The sequence below is a fragment of the Methylobacter luteus IMV-B-3098 genome (assembly GCF_000427625.1).
In the GTDB taxonomy this organism is placed as follows: domain Bacteria; phylum Pseudomonadota; class Gammaproteobacteria; order Methylococcales; family Methylomonadaceae; genus Methylobacter; species Methylobacter luteus.
In genome coordinates, this window is record NZ_KE386569.1 from 1521273 (window position 1) to 1541280 (window position 20008).

19 protein-coding genes and 1 CRISPR repeat array are annotated in these 20008 nt (G+C 51.2%); of the genes, 1 reads left to right on the plus strand and 18 read right to left on the minus strand.

Annotated elements, in window-relative coordinates; translation table 11 throughout:
* Positions 1 to 125: 125 nt before the first annotated feature.
* Together METLU_RS0108865 and METLU_RS0108870 are read right to left on the minus strand one after the other, a co-directional pair.
* Positions 126 to 1172: a hydantoinase/oxoprolinase family protein gene (locus METLU_RS0108865; protein ID WP_027157905.1), complete on the minus strand. Its 1047-nt coding sequence runs from the start codon at positions 1170 to 1172 to the stop codon at positions 126 to 128.
* Entirely contained in the window at positions 1162 to 2148 is a 987-nt protein-coding gene (locus METLU_RS0108870; RefSeq protein ID WP_231383577.1) for an ATP-grasp domain-containing protein, read from the minus strand. Before METLU_RS0108870 ends, METLU_RS0108865 begins: the two co-directional genes overlap by 11 nt.
* A gap of 114 nt (positions 2149 to 2262) precedes the next feature.
* Here METLU_RS0108870 and METLU_RS0108875 point away from each other — a divergent pair, with 114 nt between their 5' ends.
* Positions 2263 to 2985: a HisA/HisF-related TIM barrel protein gene (locus tag METLU_RS0108875; RefSeq protein WP_027157907.1), complete on the plus strand. Its 723-nt coding sequence runs from the start codon at positions 2263 to 2265 to the stop codon at positions 2983 to 2985.
* A 23-nt stretch (positions 2986 to 3008) separates the two neighbouring features.
* Here METLU_RS0108875 and fae read toward each other — a convergent pair whose 3' ends face one another.
* The 16 genes from fae to cas3 all read right to left on the minus strand — a co-directional run bounded on the left by fae (position 3009) and on the right by cas3 (position 19990).
* Complete coding sequence (gene fae, locus METLU_RS0108880) at positions 3009 to 3518, minus strand: formaldehyde-activating enzyme (protein WP_027157908.1); 510 nt, start codon at positions 3516 to 3518, stop codon at positions 3009 to 3011.
* Positions 3519 to 3633: 115 nt separating this feature from the next.
* Positions 3634 to 4488 (minus strand): triphosphoribosyl-dephospho-CoA synthase, encoded by an 855-nt coding sequence (locus tag METLU_RS0108885; protein WP_027157909.1) that lies wholly within the window; start codon positions 4486 to 4488, stop codon positions 3634 to 3636.
* Positions 4485 to 5405 (minus strand): ATP-grasp domain-containing protein, encoded by a 921-nt coding sequence (locus METLU_RS0108890; protein WP_027157910.1) that lies wholly within the window; start codon positions 5403 to 5405, stop codon positions 4485 to 4487. Before METLU_RS0108890 ends, METLU_RS0108885 begins: the two co-directional genes overlap by 4 nt.
* 88 nt (positions 5406 to 5493) lie before the next feature.
* The gene (mch, locus tag METLU_RS0108895; protein WP_027157911.1) at positions 5494 to 6477 is read right to left on the minus strand and encodes a methenyltetrahydromethanopterin cyclohydrolase; all 984 of its coding nucleotides are present in this window, start codon (positions 6475 to 6477) and stop codon (positions 5494 to 5496) included.
* A complete protein-coding gene (locus tag METLU_RS0108900; protein WP_231383578.1) occupies positions 6455 to 7591 on the minus strand; it encodes an ATP-grasp domain-containing protein in 1137 nt (378 codons plus the stop codon). The genes mch and METLU_RS0108900 overlap by 23 nt, the downstream gene beginning before the upstream one ends.
* Before the next feature lie 17 nt (positions 7592 to 7608).
* The gene (locus METLU_RS0108905) at positions 7609 to 8520 is read right to left on the minus strand and encodes a beta-ribofuranosylaminobenzene 5'-phosphate synthase family protein (RefSeq protein WP_027157913.1); all 912 of its coding nucleotides are present in this window, start codon (positions 8518 to 8520) and stop codon (positions 7609 to 7611) included.
* Positions 8521 to 8651: 131 nt separating this feature from the next.
* On the minus strand, positions 8652 to 9353 hold the full coding sequence (locus METLU_RS24910; protein WP_051299841.1) for an HAD family hydrolase: 702 nt from the start codon (positions 9351 to 9353) through the stop codon (positions 8652 to 8654).
* Complete coding sequence (locus METLU_RS0108915) at positions 9346 to 10284, minus strand: hypothetical protein (protein ID WP_027157914.1); 939 nt, start codon at positions 10282 to 10284, stop codon at positions 9346 to 9348. Before METLU_RS0108915 ends, METLU_RS24910 begins: the two co-directional genes overlap by 8 nt.
* Before the next feature lie 611 nt (positions 10285 to 10895).
* Positions 10896 to 11598: direct repeats of the CRISPR family, unit length 29 nt; unit sequence CGGTTCATCCCCACGCTCGTGGGGAACGG.
* An 86-nt stretch (positions 11599 to 11684) separates the two neighbouring features.
* Entirely contained in the window at positions 11685 to 11990 is a 306-nt protein-coding gene (gene cas2e, locus METLU_RS0108920) for a type I-E CRISPR-associated endoribonuclease Cas2e (protein ID WP_027157915.1), read from the minus strand.
* Positions 11971 to 12882, minus strand: coding sequence for a type I-E CRISPR-associated endonuclease Cas1e (gene cas1e / locus METLU_RS0108925; protein WP_027157916.1), 912 nt, complete (start codon positions 12880 to 12882; stop codon positions 11971 to 11973). The genes cas2e and cas1e overlap by 20 nt, the downstream gene beginning before the upstream one ends.
* Before the next feature lie 11 nt (positions 12883 to 12893).
* Entirely contained in the window at positions 12894 to 13511 is a 618-nt protein-coding gene (gene cas6e / locus METLU_RS0108930; RefSeq protein ID WP_027157917.1) for a type I-E CRISPR-associated protein Cas6/Cse3/CasE, read from the minus strand.
* Positions 13498 to 14151: a type I-E CRISPR-associated protein Cas5/CasD gene (gene cas5e / locus METLU_RS0108935; RefSeq protein ID WP_027157918.1), complete on the minus strand. Its 654-nt coding sequence runs from the start codon at positions 14149 to 14151 to the stop codon at positions 13498 to 13500. Before cas5e ends, cas6e begins: the two co-directional genes overlap by 14 nt.
* A gap of 14 nt (positions 14152 to 14165) precedes the next feature.
* Complete coding sequence (gene cas7e / locus METLU_RS0108940; protein WP_027157919.1) at positions 14166 to 15308, minus strand: type I-E CRISPR-associated protein Cas7/Cse4/CasC; 1143 nt, start codon at positions 15306 to 15308, stop codon at positions 14166 to 14168.
* 37 nt (positions 15309 to 15345) lie between these two features.
* Positions 15346 to 15798, minus strand: a complete 453-nt coding sequence (gene casB, locus METLU_RS0108945) for a type I-E CRISPR-associated protein Cse2/CasB (RefSeq protein WP_027157920.1) — start codon at positions 15796 to 15798, stop codon at positions 15346 to 15348.
* Positions 15795 to 17285, minus strand: coding sequence for a type I-E CRISPR-associated protein Cse1/CasA (gene casA, locus METLU_RS0108950; RefSeq protein ID WP_027157921.1), 1491 nt, complete (start codon positions 17283 to 17285; stop codon positions 15795 to 15797). The genes casB and casA overlap by 4 nt, the downstream gene beginning before the upstream one ends.
* Positions 17282 to 19990 (minus strand): CRISPR-associated helicase/endonuclease Cas3, encoded by a 2709-nt coding sequence (gene cas3, locus METLU_RS0108955; protein ID WP_027157922.1) that lies wholly within the window; start codon positions 19988 to 19990, stop codon positions 17282 to 17284. The genes casA and cas3 overlap by 4 nt, the downstream gene beginning before the upstream one ends.
* Between the last annotated feature and the right edge of the window lie 18 nt (positions 19991 to 20008).

Genomic DNA, 20008 nt, shown 5'->3' on the forward strand with positions numbered 1-20008 from the left:
GTGTCTGGTTGGGATAAACGGATCAGCAAGTTGCCTGCTCGCAGCGCAGCCAGTTGTATGAGTATGTGAAGGGCATTGACAAATGGATATTCAGATTGAATGAAATTTTATAACAGTCGCCCGAATTAACAAAGCTCCCCGGCCAGACAGGCAACGGCAACGGCCGGCGCACAGTCGGACGCGGACAATCCTGTCCGGACAGTCGAGATTTGAAACAAGTCGCTGAAGTCAACATAAGGGTAACCCAGATTCAGAGCGATCTGTCTCACCAGAAAACACCCTACCCCGGCGCCGATAAACGGGCTGCTTTGAGCCAAGTTATGGCGCGATAGCTGTCTTTCGCAGCTTCGTTGTATTTTTTGTAGTTGTTGCGAGCGAATATGATCAGCAAATTGCCGCCAACGCGATAGCTCGTCGGCATCAAAATCGCAACCTATCATGCGCGACAGCCGCCTGGCGCTGGCCATAACGGTTTTTTCCACGCCATCGGCGGTTTCAGTTTGATCATGCAGCTCATTGAGCTCGCCCGTGACGCGGTAAACATCGGCCATTGTGGCAAAATATTCGGCCATCAAACCGATTTCGTGACCTTTATCGAACGCCGTCCGCGCAACCGCCATAACCGCCGTTCTGACGATGCCGGTATAAACCAGCTCTTCGGAAATCAGGCGCTGATAGTCGGTATAGCCGGCCGCCTGCACCTGCCTATCACGCAGAAGCAGAATATCGGTCGTCGTGCTGCCTATGTCGATAAATAAACCGCTTTCGAGCTTTCGAGCGGCAAATGAGGCACTGGCCAGCCAGTTGGCGGATGCAATGGCTTCGTAGTGTTTTTCCTCAACGGCTTGAATATCGAGCATGCCCTCTTTACCTGCGAAAATCCTGATTTTGCCTTCGGAAAGCAATGTCTTCATGGTCTTGATGATTTGACTGACGCCGTCATCCCTGCTCTCAAACAAATCGACCAGCTCGCCGGTCATGGTAACGGCGTGCAGATAATTGGCCTCAGGTAATTGCGATAAGACCGCGTTGACAGCCTGATGCAACTGATCCATGCCTTTCCATAACGGACAGGCTTGCTGAAACACATCGACAATATCGCCATCCTCATTGACGACGGCCGCCTTGACATGAGCCCCGCCTATATCCCAGCCAATTGTATTAAGCTGCATCTGATTCCCTTACTTTTACTGCAATTGATTGATTACGCGCCGGATTTACCTGGGGTTCGCCGTTCAGCAAACGCAGAACCTGCTGCGCGACATTAATGCCAAGGCCATCATAGATACCCGTGAATGACGTGGTCAAACGCGGGTTTATTTCCAGCACATGGATTTGCTCTGCGGTTTCAATCAGATCAATGCCCGCATATCCCCATAATTCAGGGAAAGCCTGGGCTATAGCCGCTACTAAATTTTGGTATGGGCTAAAGTCAGCCTGATAATTAACCACGCATTCTGTTAGCTGATACTGTTTGTTGATGATCTCGAAGCGCTGCAAATTAACGCATAACAGCCAGCCTTGACCCTGCTTGAACAAACAGGACAAGCTGGTCTTTTCACCCTGAATGTGGGGCTGAAAAATAAATCGGGTTTTATCCTGCGACTGCGACGAGATTGCCGCGAAATCCTGCCTATCCTCAATCAGATAACTTTCCGCGCAGCCTGCGCCGTCAATGGATTTGACGATCCATTCTCCGGAGCGATATTCGGCGGTATCGAACGAGTAAGTTGCAATAGTCGCAATATCGTGCTGCATGAGCCGTTCATAAGTCCTGAGTTTATTGCCGGTCATGGCCACGGCACTGGCCGGCGACGTCAGTAAAATTCTGCCTGACAGATCAACCGTTTGGCATAATGCCTGTAAAATCCCGTCAAATTCCGGTGCGACAGGCCATACCGCATCGCACTGCCCGGCCAGGCGCGTAAATTCTTCGATAACGTCATGCTCCGGACCGATGATAACCGTAGACTTTCCGACCGTATTTACTGATCCTGCCAACTGCTCATCGAGCATCACAACCGGCTCGATACCGTCTATCGCAGTCAGATTATCGAGCAAAGCCTGTAACATCAGGCGGCCTTCGCGAGCCAGCGAACCAGGCAACGCCTGCTTATTAAAGCCGCCGCCCGTGATATACTCAAACACCAGAATTTTCACAATTTAAACAATCAGCAAGAGATTAGCCGCTCAAGGCCATGAATTAATTTGCCTATTGTACCATTTACCGCACCTCCCTGTTTTACGGCATAACAGTTATCCATGAAAATAATCCCGGTCATCGATTTGAAAGACGGCGTCGTCGTGCATGCCAGACAAGGCCGGCGCGATCAATATCAGCCCATCAATACCCGCTTATGCAATTCATCGGACATCGACAGCGTTATCGAGGCATTTTTAAATCTTCATGACTTCTCCACCTTTTACATTGCCGATCTGAACGCGATCATGCACCAGGGCGGCCATGGGCGACTAATTGATGAAATGCTGGCTCGTTTTCCGAAGCTGACTTTTTGGGTGGACAGCGGCTATCAAAGTGGCAGCCAACAAAGCGTACGACCCGGCAATTATATGTCGGTGCTGGGCAGCGAATCTTTTCGCGACGAGACAATCGGCGAAATTAAAGCCTTTGACAATAATTTTGTTCTGTCTCTGGATTATTCTTTGACCGATGCACTGGGGGCGAAATCATTGTTCAGCAACCCGAATCTGTGGCCCGATCATATTATCATCATGACTCTGGCGCGCGTGGGCAGTCATAGCGGCCCGGATCTGGATAAACTAGCTCGGTTTTGCAGGCAATACCCGGACAAAAACTTTATCGCCGCAGGCGGCATCAGGAACAAACAGGATCTGCTGGACTTGAGTGAAATAGGTGTAGAGCAGGCGCTGGTCGCAAGCGCGCTGCATTCAGGTCACCTGAGCGCCGACGATATCAGAAACCTTCAGGCAAAAAAATACCCCGACGAGTCGGGGTATTTTTAATATTCTCAGTAACTAAGTAAATCTTAGTTAGCAGCGAATGGATGTACAGCAGTTGCTTTACCTTCAACAACTTCTTTAGCTGTAGGCAAGCCAGCAACAGCGCGAGCGATAGCTTCTTTAGTAGCTTCGTAGTTGTACTGTTGGATTTTAGCGTCGTCTTCAGCAGCCCAGTGAATGAATACACCAACAGAGATGAACAGGTCATCAGCTTCGTTTGCCGGAATAGTGCCGTTTTCTACACTGTCAGCAACAGCCATAGCAACACCACGTTGTGCTGGGCCAAACATTTGAACTGCTTGCTTAGAACCTTTGATTGTTACTTTGTTGAACATAACAGTAGAAGGTTTAACCATCAGGTTAGGAGCAACAACAGCCAGCAAGCTGGAGAAGCCGTCTTTGTTGTTTGTTAAAGTGTTAGCAAACGCAGTTTCAGCAGCTGAACCTCTTGGGCCGATGATCAGGTCGATGTGAGCAACTTCGTTGCCTTCGCCAACTAAAGATTCACCAACGCGTAAGTTATTAATTTTAGCCATGCTTGATTTTCCCCTGTGTAGAAAAAATGATAAAGATTAGATTAAATCTAAGGACATCAAATGTCGGATTATTTGTTTTTAAACAAATTCGTTGTTGAAGATTGATCAAAAGCGATTAAAGCTTTCCAATCAAATCCTCTAAAAATACTGTCAGTACTGTCGCCACAGTTAAATCGGCCGTTGTACCCGGGTTAATCCCATTGAGTTTGAACTCCTGATCGATACGATAAAGCAACGGCTTAAGTTGTTCCGGATCGTCAGTTTTGAATAACTCCTCACTAAGCAGAGCCATCCTGGCCGCAACCATTCCAGTGTATCGGTCTCCGTACTTTCTTTCGATGTGGCTATCAGGGAATTGACTGAGCAAATCGGCATATACTGCTACCGCGGCCCAATTTCGGTCTCCCCACCGATCAAAAACGCCATTATACCTTAAAACTGAAAAATCGAAAATATCTTTATAATCCGTAACGTATTGCAGCGCGATACGATCTTTGGAGCTGGCTATTTTCATAGCCTCGGTCAGGGTCACGGAGGGCTTCTCATGGACATCCTGCTCCTCGGACTTGCCCAACCCGCCCGGCGATGCCAACGCTATGGCTTTAAATACCCAGTCGGCATCTTCCACCGTTGTATTGGCAATAACGCGGTGCACAGCCTGTCTCAGCGTCACGCCTGAACCGCAATAGCTGATCGCCTGAACCAGCGGCGCGCACAGCAGCAGAATACCCAGATTGGTGTTACAGCCTACCGCCGTTCGCGTCGCCTTGACGGCGTAATAGATTTTCTCTCCCAACGAATAATCCGGATCGCAGAGAGGGCCCGCGCTAACTTCGGCGCTGGCTATGAAGTCCGCTACGGTCATGTCATGACCATCGACATAAATACTGACATTGCCGGGCTTGAATGCCTCCAATTCCACTTCGCAGGCCAGTCGGTACAGATCGCTAATTTGCTTTGAAGAAATCATGAAACAGCGGCAATGGCTTCAGGCCTGTTTTTATTGATGCGTCGGTTTATCAAATCGTCCACCAGCAATTCGGCGATACTGATATCGCAAACGCTTTGCAGCCCTTTCCAGGCCGGAATGCTGTTCATCTCGATCACAGTGTAATTGCCTTCCCTGTCGCGGATAATATCCACACCGGCATAATCCATAGCCAATGCGTGTGTCGCCTTGACGGCCAGATCGGCCATTTGAGGGTCCAGATCGATCACTTCGCATTGAGCGCCGCGCGCGACATTGTTCAGCCACGACTTGCCGCGTCTGCGCATGGCCGCAACCGCGCGGCCGTTGATGACAAAAACGCGATGATCCGAGAATCCGGCGCCGTCGCAATGCACAAAGCGTTGCAGATAGTAAACGCCGTGGCTGCTTGTTAACCAGAACAGGTCAGTCGTTTTTTCGATGCGCCGAATGCCTTCGCCCTGCGAGCCGAACAGCGGCTTGCTGATCAGCAGGTTGCCTTTTCTCAGCTCTTCCTCGGCAATGCTCAAAGCCTGCTCCCTGTTCCGCAAAATCCAGGTCATCGGCGTGGGCAGGCCCGCATTGTGCAGCAAGAAACTGGTCATGCCCTTGTCGACACTGCGCTCAACGGCCTGCCCGTCATTGTAGACGGGGATATTCATCGCCTTTAAGGCATGCAGAACATCCAGATACATCACGACCTCTTCCAGCGAACCGCCCGGCACGCCCCGGACAAAAACCGCATCAGGCAACTCCTGCTCGAAGCCGGGAATCAAAACCGGAATCCGTCCAGGCTCGATAGCGAACTCGCATTCGGTTAGCGATACATATTCGCTGCTATACCCCCGACCGGCGAAAGCAAGACGCAACTGCTTGCCATGCCAGCCCGGATCATCGGTAAAAATTGCTATGCGACCCACACACATACTCTCAAAAAAGGAAAGCCGGGTTGGACAACCCGATAGATGCCGCGAAGCCTTTGACGCTTCGCGGCAAGATGATTTGGCGTTAGGCGCCGAATGACTGATCCAGCAAGGCATTGTCGAGCTTGCCGGCGCGAAAGCTTTTGCCGGACTCGACCGCCGTCACGATCACGCTGGCCGGACTGAACAGCATGGCGTCGATTTTAAAGAAGTCGTATTCATACTGTTTGAAGATATCGGCGAAAGGCTTGCCGTAATCCTTGGACGTTGAGCTGGGCAATTCCTGCGCCAGTTTTTCGGCGGCCTCGTCGCTGCCTTTGACGAAAATATGCACCTGCCCTGCGAACAGGATGGCATCGTTCGTGCGACCCATGGCTTTAACGAAATTCGGATGCGGGGGGCAAACCGGCGCGCTGCCGCTGCCGTCAACGATGTTTTCCAATGGAAAATGCAACGCATGAGCCTTGTGCATGGCCACTTCCAGCACGCGCGCCACAACCTGAACGCCGCCGGCCAGACTGCTGGTCGGCGTCACGATGATCGTCAGCTTCGACGGATCGACCTTGCAGGCGGCCGCGACTTTTTCAACCAGCTCAACAGGCGGAATCGCATCGTTCTCGATCACCAGTACCGTCGAATCGGCCTCGTCGCGATAATCCAATTCCTTGTAAAGTTCTTCAACCGGCTCTTCCTTGCCGTCTTTTACCTTAGTCGCCATGGCGCGGGCGGGACCTGATCCCAGCGCGTAATATTTTTCATGCGACAAACTCCAACCCGCGTACTGGCTGCCCAGACAACCCAGTACCGGATTACCTGTATGCACGTTAACGGTCAACGGCCAGTTAGTCGTATAAGGGCTGTGGCTGATCGTGACAGTGCCCATGCCGCCGAGGCAGATTTCAGCAATGATGCGGCCGGCTTCGATACCGCCCGGCACTTTGATTCCAGCATCAACGATCGTGCAGCCATTTGCCAGTTTTTCTACATGGACTCTTAATTTATCCGCGTTATCAATTAGTTGCTTGACTAATGGCTGGGTCAATTTATTAACGCTTGCTGTATATTCCATATCGGTCGATACCTTGATGTAATTTATTAACTATAATCTGTTGTCTAATCGACAGCTTTTCCAAAACCTGCCGCGATTTTTCCGCGTGCGCAATAATACTGCAAATCGGCTGTTTTGCGCCAATTAATGCGCCGGATTCAGGCAGATCCATGCACCATGGCGGCCATGCGAATACTTTAGGGATGCGCAAATCCGATAACGCGTAAACAATCTGATAACCCGCACAGCCGGTTTGTGCCGAGAGACCGGCAATCAGCTCGCCCTGACTGGCTCTGACATGCCTGACCAGCAAATCCCGGTCGTACAGTTGCATGCTGGCCGGCGGCCGCGCATTGATTTCCAGTACGTAGCCCTGCCCTTCGGCCTGTATAAAGTCGAGAGAATTCAAGCCCTTCAGCGCAAAAGTCGGCACGAGCTTTTTCAGCCAGTCCGTTACCAATGCTTTACATTCATCCGGCAACTCACTGTCGTTGATGATTCCTGAAAAAACAAACGACTGCCTGTCATCCAAAGCCACCGACCACTGCCTGTTAAAACCGATGACCTGCGGGCTGCCGCCGTCCGCCAGAAACAGCACGGAATTTTGCCCGCCTTCAATATAGCGCTGCCAGTAGACCCCGGTTGAAGATTCCTCTTCAGCGCGCCAGCGTTGGATGCCTACGCCGCCTACCCCCTGCAAAGGCTTTATCAGCCAATCTCCGCCATATAAAGGAGGGTTAAAAGAAACGTCCGGATAAGGAATATTCAGATCATGCAAACAAGAAAAAAACGCTTTCTTATCCTGGACTCTTGCAAAAACGTCGACCCGGTTCCCGAGAATTTCCAATCGGCTGACCAGATAGCGCAGACTATCCGGATAGCATTCAAAGCCGCTGCCGTAAACGACATGGGCAACACCGTAGCACTCGATCAAATAGTCTACGGCTGCCTTAATATCGGTTTCGGCCAATGATTCGACCCGCCGATAGGCTTCGGCCCCGGCTTGCGTATCCTGATCGGCAAAGCGGTCTATGACCAAAGGCTTCAGGCCAGCCGTTCTTGCGGCCTGCACCAACATGCGCGCCGAACTGGCGATGATAAGGATATATTCGGGAATGACAGGATCGGCCGTCACCGGAACAAGGACGGCTTCTACATGATAAAAATATCGCCGCCGCTATTGCGGGCGCTGGCGACAATAAAGCTCAAATTGTCAAAATGAGCGAATTCCTGTCTGGCATGCCTAACCAGAGACTCCGCAAAGTGCTCACCGTCCACGGCGCAAAACCCGGTAGGCCCCCATGAAGTCTGGCCGATGGCGACGGCGCCCTGGCGATCAAACCATCTCATTGCTTCGGCCACTTCCAGGCTGGTGAAAATTCCACCCTGCGCCGAGGCAAAATGCTCACCGACCGATTTTTGCAGTTGCGTAATGACATCGCCGAACTTGACTATGTCTTTCTCGGCCACGGACGGCAGCCCCTGCATCAGCAACAAATAACACAGGCGCGCGGCTTCCTGCACAGGAAATGGCGGCAACCCTTCAAAAGCCTGGATTTCCTGCTGACCGTGCAACCCCTGCCCGCGCTGATCGAAGACCAGAATAAAGCGCCAATCGTCCGGCACATCCATATGCGCCAGAACCGGCGGCGTGATCGTTTTTTCGCCTCTGCCGCCGTCGACAACCAGTCCGCCCTGTTCGAAAACACCGATGCCAATGCCTGAACGCATGCCTCTGTCGGTCAATTGCGCAATTTCCCTGACAGTCAGCCCCAAGCCGTAAAATTCATTCAGCGCGGCGCCGATCGCCAGGGACATTTGCGTGCCCGAACCCAGCCCGACATGCTCAGGGATCGCCGCTTCAATCGTGATATTGAGCTTGTCGGGTACCTGTAACGTGCGGCACAACATGGCTGCGCATTTCGCGGCGCGCTGTGCGGCCGGCCCGGTAATAGTGAATTGCTCAGCGGAAGTTATTGATAAACGCGTGCTGATTTCATTGAGCGCAATGCCAATGCTGCCGAAATGACGGCCCAATGATCCGCTTAAATCGATAAACCCCATATGCAATCTCGCAGGGGCAATCACTGAGACTTTAGAATGTTGTACTTTCAAAAGTTAAAAATCGCTTGTGGCAGATAAGTGATAAAAATTATACATGATCAATCCGCCGATATGTGAACTAAGAAGCTGTTTTAATGCGGACTGGCCAAAGTCCGCCCTAAAGTCCAATTCCAGGTACTGATCACATCAGCCAACTGCGCCAAATTTTCCATCATGACATCGCATAACTCGACCGTGCGCGGGTCGACAGGCAATACCGACGGGATCAATACCGAAAACGCGCCGGCTCTGGACGCCGCCTCGATGCCGGCATGGGAATCTTCGACAACCAGGCACCGGCTGATACTCACATCCAGCAACTCTGCCGCTTTCAGGAAAATTTCGGGCTCCGGCTTGCCCTGCTGAACATGGTCACGCGTGATCACCGTCGAAAAAACATCCCCGATGCCGGCAAACTCAAGGCACTGATAAGCGTTGACCATCGGGCTGTTCGTGGCCAGGCAATAAGGTATCTCAAGTTCGTCAATAAGAGCGAGCAACCGATTAAAGCCTTTTTTCGTGCTGATGCCATGCGTATTGACATATTGACGCCAAAAGTCGGCGCTTAACCGGGCAAATTTTTCCAGATTGAAACCGCCCCCGCAGAAATCCCTCAGCCTCTGCCCGACAACATTGGAATGCAGGCCCGACATGGACAGACAAAACGCTTCCGGGAACTCATGGCCCATGACGCGGGCCGCCTGCTGCCAGGCAGCCACGTACGTGGTCTCGGTATCCAGCACCAAACCGTCCATGTCAAAAATAATCGCGCTGAAATCGGGTAATTTATGCATCCGGGCTCTGAATAACCTTAATATATTCGCCATGCGCTTCGCGACTGGAACCGACGACAATACGCCTGGAGCCCTGGTCCATCTGCTCCAGCAAACCCGATACCTCCACCGTTTCGCCGCCTAAAGCCTGCACCGTATAAGTGGCGGTAAAGCTGACGATCGTATCGATATGCTCATGATCCACCTTGAACTCGGCCGGATAATCAAAGGCGCGTGTGGCATCGGTTATCTTGCATTGCAATGTGGCCGTCCCGCATTTCTGATAATTGACAGACGCGGGCTTCACCTCATTTTCAACAAAATTCAAATCGAATTTCCGCCCGTTAATGATCGCCTTATTGTATTTGCGCCGCTCGTGCCAGACATACTCGCCATAACTCAGAGCGCATGAGCGGCGCTGAAAGGCTTGTTCCCAATCATCGTCATTGAGTTCCTGCAAATGCCCCAGTCGAATCAGCTCGCGTGTGATCGCCCTGGCTTCATTAAAAACATCCCGTCCGTAACAGACCAGGTCAATATCGGAACTTTGCTTCTGAACGCCGATCAGCAGCGAACCGGTCACGCCCGTCTTCATTAAATCCACGCCCTGCTGTTGAAACAAATGACACAACTGAAGCAAATCCTGTTCAATCGCATCCGGCTCATTCATCTGAATGATACGCTGTAATCTTCGCCGGGGCTGATGATGTTTGGTTATGCGGGCTATGGGCACCGCATGCAAATGCGCATCCAGAACACTGGAATAATGCAGATAATCGGAATGCTGCCGTTTCAGCAGGGCATTGGCTTCGGCAGTGTCGTATTTTTTCCAGCCCGAGGCTTCCTTGACGTAACGCAAAAAACACAGCACCTTGCCCTGCTCCAGGGGTTGCGCCACCACGGCAAAAATCAGCCCTTCGGCCGTTTCGATAAAATCTTTAGGATAAATCATTTAGTTACAATTCTGGCGGGTTTAACAGGCTCTTGTCGCATTTTAGTGTAGAGAGAAAATATTGTATCGGATACATTGCAATGATTCAGCAACTCTTAGAAAGTTCGAATATTCTTGTATTCGGCCAGCAATATTTTTGTACAGGCGAGATTAATTCATTTTTGATCTGTTTGTACCCGAGGGCCTGGGCGGTATCCGATCATTCCGGCGTTGATGAATTTATCAACCTGTCCGCCCCTTCGTTGCGGAGAATATGTTTACTGATGATATATCAGCCTAAGCCTCGTAGAACAGTTTATTCCTATGGACGAAGGAAACCTGCATTTTCGGTTGGCAACCAGGCGTACTCGGCTCGATTTGGCTTTATCCCCACGGATGTGGGGAACAGGTACTGCTTATCTGCCGTTTCAGGTGTTTCTACGGTTCATGCCCACAGACGTGGGGAACAGTGGTCACAGGAGATCAGGCCGCCGAAATACGCCAGCTCAACCCCGTCCGTAAACCGGGAGATATTCTAATAAAAAGTGATTAAAAAAAGATTAAATCGGTTTGATTTATCTCCACGAACGTGGGAAATAGGCCGGCAATTTGAATGCTCAATCGCCGCAAGGTGGTTCATCCCCACGATCGTGGGGAACGGCGCTTTGACTTTCTTGCGCGTTACTCCAGTCAGCGGTTCATCCCCACGCTCGTGGGGAACGGTTTTACCTGCGCTAATGTTGTTGTCGAATTGGCGGTTCATCCCCACGCTCGTGGGGAACGGGCTTTCCTTTGGCTTTGGCGTTACCGTCTGCCCGGTTCATCCCCACGCTCGTGGGGAACGGATAACTTAGCCTTTATCTGTGATTCATGAATGCGGTTCATCCCCACGCTCGTGGGGAACGGTTTAAAATCCTGAAGTGTCCCGGGCCCTGCGACGGTTCATCCCCACGCTCGTGGGGAACGGTGACTGAGCGTTATCTATCATTGCCGCGCATTCGGTTCATCCCCACGCTCGTGGGGAACGGTCCTTAGCTTCATCCAATTCAAATTCAAGCTGCGGTTCATCCCCACGCTCGTGGGGAACGGAATCGATCAGATAAGGCAGGCCAAGCAGCAAACGGTTCATCCCCACGCTCGTGGGGAACGGATGCGCCCTACGTTTAATAGGGCGTTTAGATGCGGTTCATCCCCACGCTCGTGGGGAACGGAATAAACTCATGTGGTCCGGGATGATTAACGACGGTTCATCCCCACGCTCGTGGGGAACGGTTAATAACGTGCCTATCATCCTGGGCCAGCTTTGCGGTTCATCCCCACGCTCGTGGGGAACGGACTTATCTTAACACACTGTTAATTAAGCGAAATAATCGCTTCCTATTTTCCACCAAATAAAAAGCCGATTTTTTATCGTCGAATTGTTAAAGAGCATTTTCATCCTTCTGATCTTCCGCAGGATAAAAAGAGACCAGTTTGAGGCCGTCGAACTCGACCGGCAGACGGCGGTTTTTGCCCAGGGTCATGAAGTCAAAACCTGATTCGGTATTGGTGGACCAGACCATGACGGCATTGCCTTCTTCAATACCTTCCTCGATCTGCGACCAGATCATTTCCCTGACCTTAACCGATAAATCGCCGACATAAACGCCGGCGCGGATTTCGATCAGCCAGACGGCCAGTCGGCCTCGCAATCGCTGCGGCACGTTTTCAACTACGATGACCAACATCGCCGATACTCTCAGGATTAGGAATGGCGGGCGCGATCGATTCCTCGGCCGGCTTCGGCAACTCCAGCTCGCCGGCCGCCAGCACATCCTCTATGGTGGGAATGATTTTTCTGAGGATTTTGGTTTGCCGGAAAATATCGCGGCACATCAGCCGAACTTCGCGCTCGGGATCGCGATAATTCTTGGCGGCGATTTTGAAGGCATGTGGAATGATGTCGTCGAACTTGAACAAATCGGCTATGTCGTAAACGAACGACAAAGGCTTGCCGGTATGGATAAAACCGATGGCGGGGGCGTAACCGGCCGCCAGAACCGCTGCTTCGCAGATGCCGTACAGGCAGGCCGTCGCCGAACTGACGCAACGATTGGGCATATCGCTCATGTCCCATTGAGACGGATTATAATTGCGCCCTTTCCATTCCACGCCGGCCTGCTTGGCCAGCAGTTGATAAATCTTCTTGACGCGGGCGCCTTCTATGCCGCGCAACTGTTCGACGCTGCGCCTTTCCGGCGGCTTTTCGCCGAAGCGGATCTCGTACATTTTGCGCACGACTTTCAGACGCGCCGCATCATCCAGCGCCAGTTTAGCCTGGTAAAGCAGACGGTCGGAGCGCGCCCCGCCCGGCTGGCCCGCCGCGTATAGCCGCACGCCGGCTTCGCCCACCCAGACCAGCAGTGTCCCTGCCCTGGCGGCCAAAGCAGCGGCATGATGGGAAACCCGCGTGCCGGGTTCCAGCATGATGCAGGCGATGCTGCCGACCGGGATGTGCGTGCGTATGCCGGTCTCGTCGATCACGACAAACGCGCCGTCCTTGACGTCGATCTGGCCTTTTTCGATGAAGACCATGGAGACGCGTTCTTTCATGGCGATGGGTTTGAGGGGTGGGAGCATATTAAATCCTGTCAAGCTCTGGCTATGGAAAGCAAACCGCATCCGAAGGCTTTGGCCGGCCCAATGCCTTGCCTGATTTCCTGACTCAGGACTTCGGCATTGGTAACTGTCAGTATGCCGTCGAACATCACGGTTTGAATTTTGCCGCTGCGGCCTTCTCTGGCTTTGCGGAAATACAATACCGGTTCGGGTTGCACGATCAGCGATTCCAATTGCGCAAAAGATTGCAGCTTGCGCTCCAGCCAGGCCTGTTGCTGCTCTTCATGCACTAGCGGCACCCGCACGGTTTTGGTAAAGGTTTTGCCTTGCTTTTCAATCGTGCCCTTGCTGCTGTCCTTGATGGTTTTGATCGGATTGGCCCGCAGTCGGAAACGCAGCCTTTGACCATTTTGAATGTTTACAACGTACTCGCGCCAGTTGAGTATTATCGGACTTTGCTCGACGCTTTGCGGCTGTATGGTCGATTGCATCAAGATATGAGTGCCGACGCCTCTTTGCAATTGTTCAACGCGAAACAGAAAGTCACGGTCCGCATCTTCATGCCCGGGAAACAAGCGCCATAATGCCTGATGAAGCTGGTAAGGATTTTGTGCCTGCGGCCAGGGAATATGAATTTTACTCAGGTACATGAACCGCTCCCTTGGTTGCTGTCATAAATACGGTTCGTGTAGAAAATTGCCGGGGCTGATGAATGATAGGCACATCCCGCTTTCTTAAAGGAATAGCGCTGTCGGTTTCCTCTTCGCTGTAAATAACTCCCTGGTTAATGCCGGTCTGGGCCAAAGCTGACAGCGCCGATTCAGCCGATAAAACCGTTTCAAACAGAGGCCTGCCAAGCGGACAGCTCCGTCGGCCCAGTACTGGCGTGTAAACAGGCTGCCTGACAGCGTGCTCAATCGTTTCCAAGGAAATAGCCGGCTCTTCATTATTCCATACGGCAACGGTATAACAGGCATCCTGCCAATATTCCCGCCAGGTCTGAATGGTGTCGTGGCTTTTCAGGCCGCGATAATCCTCCCGTGCATCCTTGACGGTATGGTAATCGGTCATTTTTTGGCCTTGCCGATCAACGCGCACGGCAAACGCTACACTATCGGCCAAGGCTTGCTGTTGCTCATGATCGGTACGCTCGATGCCCAGGCAGGCTCCCAATAGTCCAAGCAAGGCACTGCGGCCGGGAAAAAGTTCGGAAGGACGCAAGCCTTCAAAACTCTCCCTGCCCCAGGCCTGCATTGGGCCTTGCAGTTTTAATATCAAATGTTTACGCATGGCATCGCTTCCGGTTAGCCTTCACCGTTGTTTCTTACCCAACTTTCAAGCTCGGGCAGTGATCGTTTGGCATTAATGCCAGCCGGTAGCTCTACGCCATCCAAAGTGAATTCAGCACAATGTTCATCCAAGCCATACCCTCGATGCACTTTATCCCAATAGCTGTTCAATTCAGCAATTGATGGCTCTCTAAACCCGCCTTTGTGATCGGCCTGTATGGGCTTTTCAAAGGCATTGGCCAAGGAAACCGGCTGATCGGAAAAGCTGACCAATGCCGCATCCGCCGGATTATGCGCGGCAAAGCTTTGCTGCTTGGCGCCAGGTACTTCGGTTGCCAGCATGTGCAATACGTGGGCTGCAACCTCCAGTGCTTTCCATCTGCTCTCTACTGTTTCAACGGCTTTCATATCAGGCAACAGACCCATGTTCACCTGCAACTGCTTAAGGTTAAGGCTGGCGTAGCGGTAGAACACACCAGAAGAAAATTCCTGAGTATCCAAATGGCCTGAGCCTAATTCCTGCAAATCGTCCACGGCAGTAAACCAGTCGATGTCCGCATCGACGGCGTGGGTAGTGATGGCATGGGCAACGGCCAGGGCGCCGTCGATCTTGCCGACTTCACTCATCAGGCCCGATGTCGCCATGCGGCCATACAAAGCTATATCGAGTCCTTTAGCCAGCGCTTCGCGGAACGCCAGACTATCTTTCTCGACAATCTTTTGCAGTTTATTTTCTGCCGTTCCTTCTTGTTCAAGCTTTTGTATTTGATTGCAAAAATAAGCAATTTCTTCTATCACCCAGGGAGCAACGGCATCGTTTTCAACTTTATTGTCGGAATCCAGTTTTTTGCCGCTGATTAACTCAATGGCTTTTTCAATCAAAGTATTTTCGAAGCGACCACTCAATGCTTCAGTAGCAATAATTTTCAAATTATTCTTTTCAACATCCCATAAATGCTTCGTTCTAATGCTAGGCTCGCCCAAGTTTTCACGAGAATAATGGCTTTGGCGCATCGTGCGCTTTAAACTCTGGCTGGAAATCCGCACCCGTCTTTTGCCGCCAAAAATAGCGGATTTCTGCATATTCATGTCATCGCGATTCAAGCAGGATGGGCTGTGTGAAATCAAAACGTGAAAGTTGATAAAATTCTTGTTCATTTTTTTGCATTCCTTTAATTAAGCCGATATTCCGGATTTAGTTATTTTTGTAATAGAAGAAATCTTCCAGTATTTTTCGTTTTGAAAACTGATTCGGGTGATCCCACCACCACAGTGCATTGGCCATTTGCGGCCAATCAACGGCAGGCTGGCCGGCTAATTTCAACAGACGGCGCAATTGGATCAAATCGTTGGGCTCCTGTGAACGGATCACCATGAACAGACGTTTTTCACTAATGTCTGCTTTGGCTAATGCCTTTCCCAGAGAATTACCATTTTCCTGATGCTTAATCAGTGGCAGGCAATACAGCAGGCGTTGCATGCCTTTATGAGACTTGTTGTCCTGCAATACCTGGTAAAAAGCGGGTATTTCAATCAGGTCGCCCGGATTCATGACTCTCCTCAATTCCGCTTTCGGGCCGGGCTTTAACCCTTGATAACGTGCGTATAACGCCAGAAAATCGGGCGTTTTGTTTTCTCCCTCACTCATAGGGTTCCTCCTTGGGGTTCAAGTTCTTTCAGGGATTTGTGTAAAGACCGCCTTGCCAGCGCCAAGGCTTTCAGCATTTTGGGTTCTTGCTGATAAGGTTCGGTGGACTGATTGAATAGGCTGATAACGATAGCCTTGAGCTGGTTATTCAATGCTTGCAACTCATCTCGCGGGGCTTCGAATTTAATAGTCGCAAAACTGTTATGCATCAAATTTTCCGTTCGCTGGTAATAGGCGGCCTCAACAGAATCACAAAGATTGACGCCGGAGCCGTTCACTTTGTCCTTGATTCCGAGGGCAAAAAGATACAATGCTTTTCTTAAGGCGGTTTTATAGGCCAGGCCGTCGTCAATAATCTGTTGAATCACGTCGCCATGCTCTGCCCAGCCTTGCGCCAGGCTGAATAGCTCATGCCGGCGCTCCAATATCGTCGCTTGATTGTTTCGATAGCCGCCGATGATGAGTTGAATCCTGTCCGCCGCCATAAAGGTTCTGGCTTGCTGAATAACCGGCGCGGTTTGCTGGCCTTCCTTGTCGTCTTGCTTATCAACTACTAGCCGGCTCATATGCGTCCAGGTCGGTGCCGTGGTTGTGAACGAAGGAAATTTTTCTTCTCTTTCGCCCTTTTTTATGGCAAAAGTCCGTGCTGATAAGGGATGCGCCCAGACACCTTCTATCGTATAGTTGAATTTGGCTTTATTAAAGCCGTTATAAACCGGCTCATAACATCCGCAACAACTGCAATTTGCCGAACCGTGAGAAGGCAATAATTCAAAATGGGCAGGCTGCCATAATAAGCCCCGATTCAGGCCTATGGCGGAAACCGGTATTTTGGCGTCGGCTTTTATTCTGTCCAGGTAATTTGGCAACTGGTCTTTTGTCGCTTGATGCCAGGGCATAACGGATTCCGCCGTTTCCTCGGTAAGGACATTCAACCAGACTGTTTCTCTAAGAGTGCGGCCTTTAATCAGGACCGTGATCGGCGTGCTGCCTCGCAAACCTCCTTTAAAACCGCCTCCCATGCTCGGACAATTATTGGCGGCATTAAATAACGCAATGGCCGCACAACCACGGCACAAGGCTTCAGCCAAGCCTTGCGGATTGACAAAAGCTTTATTCGTTCCATCTGCGACTCCGGCCAGTAATTTATCCATCGGAGTCGGTTGCGCCGCTTTTACGCCTCGGATTTGCATGAACGGCGTTTCCGGATGCTCCAGATCGAACCAGTCCATTTTCCCTTGGCAGGCATCGGCGTAAGCTTCAGGCGTGATCGGCTCTTTGATGTATTGCCCCAATGCTTTTTTATCCTTGGGAATGAACAGCACTTGTGTCATGGCGCATAAAAGCTGCAAACAAGCCAGTTCCATGTCGTCGCGCGGCAGGCATAGTTCGCCGGTTTGTTCGCCGCAAAGCAGCTGCTGCAGGCTTATTTTTTGGTAGCTGCCTTGATGCTGAACCGGTATCCATGTGTCTATCAGTAAATTCATGGGTTTTCCTTCGGTTGTTCCATACGATTTAATCCTGTGCTGGCTTGGTAAAGATAGATGTAATCGCCCTGTTGCGCGACGAAGTGGCCTTCCTCGGTTGGTTGCATGGGCAGCCAGATAAAACCTTCTTTATCGGCTTCCGGCAACCTGCCGTGATTGCCCCAGTTTTTCGGCACGGCGACACTATTCAGGTTTATGGCTTCCAGGCGATCGCTCTCATCCAGCTTGTCTATCATGTCGCCATTCAATAAACACCGTTCGCTCTGAGTATTAATATAATAAAGGATCAGATTGAGGTTCATTTCGCCGTCGCGGGTTAATGCGGCAACATTGACATCGTTATCATCAAGACCGGGATTTCGTCTTATGTTTACCAGTGCAGCGTATCGGCTCGATTCGCTGTCAAGACTGAATTGCTGGTAACTTTTCAGCACCCATTCCGGTTCATCGGGCCATGCCCCTTCGCTGTAAACAGCTTCAATCCAATCCCGATACGCTGCCGGAAAACTGATCTTGGCTTCGGTTTCCTGCTCCGCTTGCTGCAAGCATTGCTGGGTACGCCACAGCACCCGGCTGTTGCCGTAGATCAGTTCGTGCAATTCATAATCGTCTTCGGTGGGTAATAACACGGTACAAACCGGCTCTGCACACCGTTCCGGCCTGCTGCGGCGGTGTCGATGCAAGCGACCCATGCGTTGAAACAGCAAATCGACCGGACAAAGCTGGGTGATCAGCCAGTCAAAGTCCAGATCCAGTGACTGCTCGACTACTTGAGTCGCTATCAATAAATGACCTTTGGCTCTGGCGTTTTCCGGCTTGGGTTCCGCACCAAATAGATCGAGAACAGCCTGCTCTTTTTGCTGGCGATCAGCGAAGATAAATCGGGAATGAAAAAGCAGCAACTGATCTTCGGCGAGTGCTTCTATTTGTTCAATTCTCGCCTGTAATTGGCTGTAAAGTTGTTGTGCGACCGCGACCAGATTGCAGACCAGACAGACTTGCGCGCCTTGAGCTACGGCATCAAGCAATCGGCGAATAAAACTATTATCAGGCAATAGATGGGGTGTTTTGATCAGTTCCAAATGAATCGATGTCGGTTTGGGCTGTTGATCGGGCTGTGCCGCCAAATCGTATGCAAAGCTTTGTCCAGTACTGTAATGGCTAATCAGCGGATAAGCTTTGTCGGTAGCGGCTGACTTGCAACCCCATGCCTTCGCCAGCTGCTCTTTTTGCCGGGACGGCAAGGTGGCTGACAATAAAATAGCGCTGCCTCCGGCAAGGCGTTGCTGCTCCAGCACGGCATCCAATAGACCGTACATATAGCTGTCGTAGGCATGGACTTCGTCAATGATCAATACGCTGCGGCCGATCCCGAAGCCGCGCACAAACTTGTGCCTGACCGGCAGTACCGAAACCAGTACTTGATCGATCGTACAGACGCCGATTTGCCCGAGAAAAACCCGTTTGCGGCTCTGCGCCAGCCAGTTGCCGCATTGGACCCAGGCTTCTTCATGGCCTTGAGCAGTGTGCGGATGGCAGGCCTGTTTTAAGTTTATGAAATTCTGCTCATACTTCGCCCGGCCATGCGCCAGAATCACGTTGGCTTCATTAGCAAACAGCAATGGCGCCACTTTCTCCAATCGCTTTAACATGGCATTGGCAGTCGCCTGAGTCGGCAGCGCGAACACGATGCTGTCAGCCAAGCCCAACGCCAATAATTGCCATGCATAAGCCAGAGCCGCTTCGGTTTTTCCCGCTCCCGTTGAGGCTTCCATCAGCGTTAAGCCTTGTGTTTTTGGCAGTTGTTCAATGAGACACTGCACTTGCCGTGGAGAATAGCCATTCAGTAAAACATCGATACTTTGATAAGGCTTGATTTGGCTTATGACTCCGGCTTCCTGCAACGCTTGCCTGGCAACCGCCAACCGCGCTTCATACCACCTCTGCAAATCATCAGACGGTTGATCGTCATATTTGAAATAGTCGGATGACCCCAACCAATCGCTTACCGAACAAAAACCTGCCAGCATTGTTGCAGCCGATTGGCTGTTTTTGGTTTTTTCCAGTAAAGGCGGAGTATCGTTCAGCGATAATCCCGTCGGAGTAAGAAAAAGCCGCTCCAGGGCATTAAGCCATTGCAATCTCGCTTGTTTGAATGCAGACAGCAAGCACGCTTCTGCAATTGGCGGATGATGATTTTCTTTTTGAGCATCATCCGGCACGATGCCGTGATGGCCCATAACAGGCGCCAACCAGCTATACCAGGCTAACCAGTCATCGTTGTCGTCAAAGTAAAAGTCATCCTCTGCTGATGAAAACCGCTCCTTTAAGTCCTGATAAAACCAATACAGCCCGGCAGGGCCATGGCAATAGTCTTTGATGGCCTTCCCATTCAGTTGGACAAGCATGCTGTCTGATTCGGTATTGACAACTTTCCAGACTTCCGGCGCCTTGCGTTGAAAACGAAGATCAAATTTCCCGTAATCATGCAAAGCGATAAAAAACAGCACCCAGGCACGGGCTTGTTCTTCCGCTAAACCGGTAATTTCGGCAAAACATCGCCTGATATCGGCACTATACTGCCACCATTGATCGGCCACCGCCGCCACATCCAGACAATGATACGGCAACAAATGATAAGCCGGCCCGTTCTCTTTATCGGGCCTGGCTTTCCCCCAATACCTGTAATACAGCGCTTGCGCCATCTATCGCCCCCTTCTAAC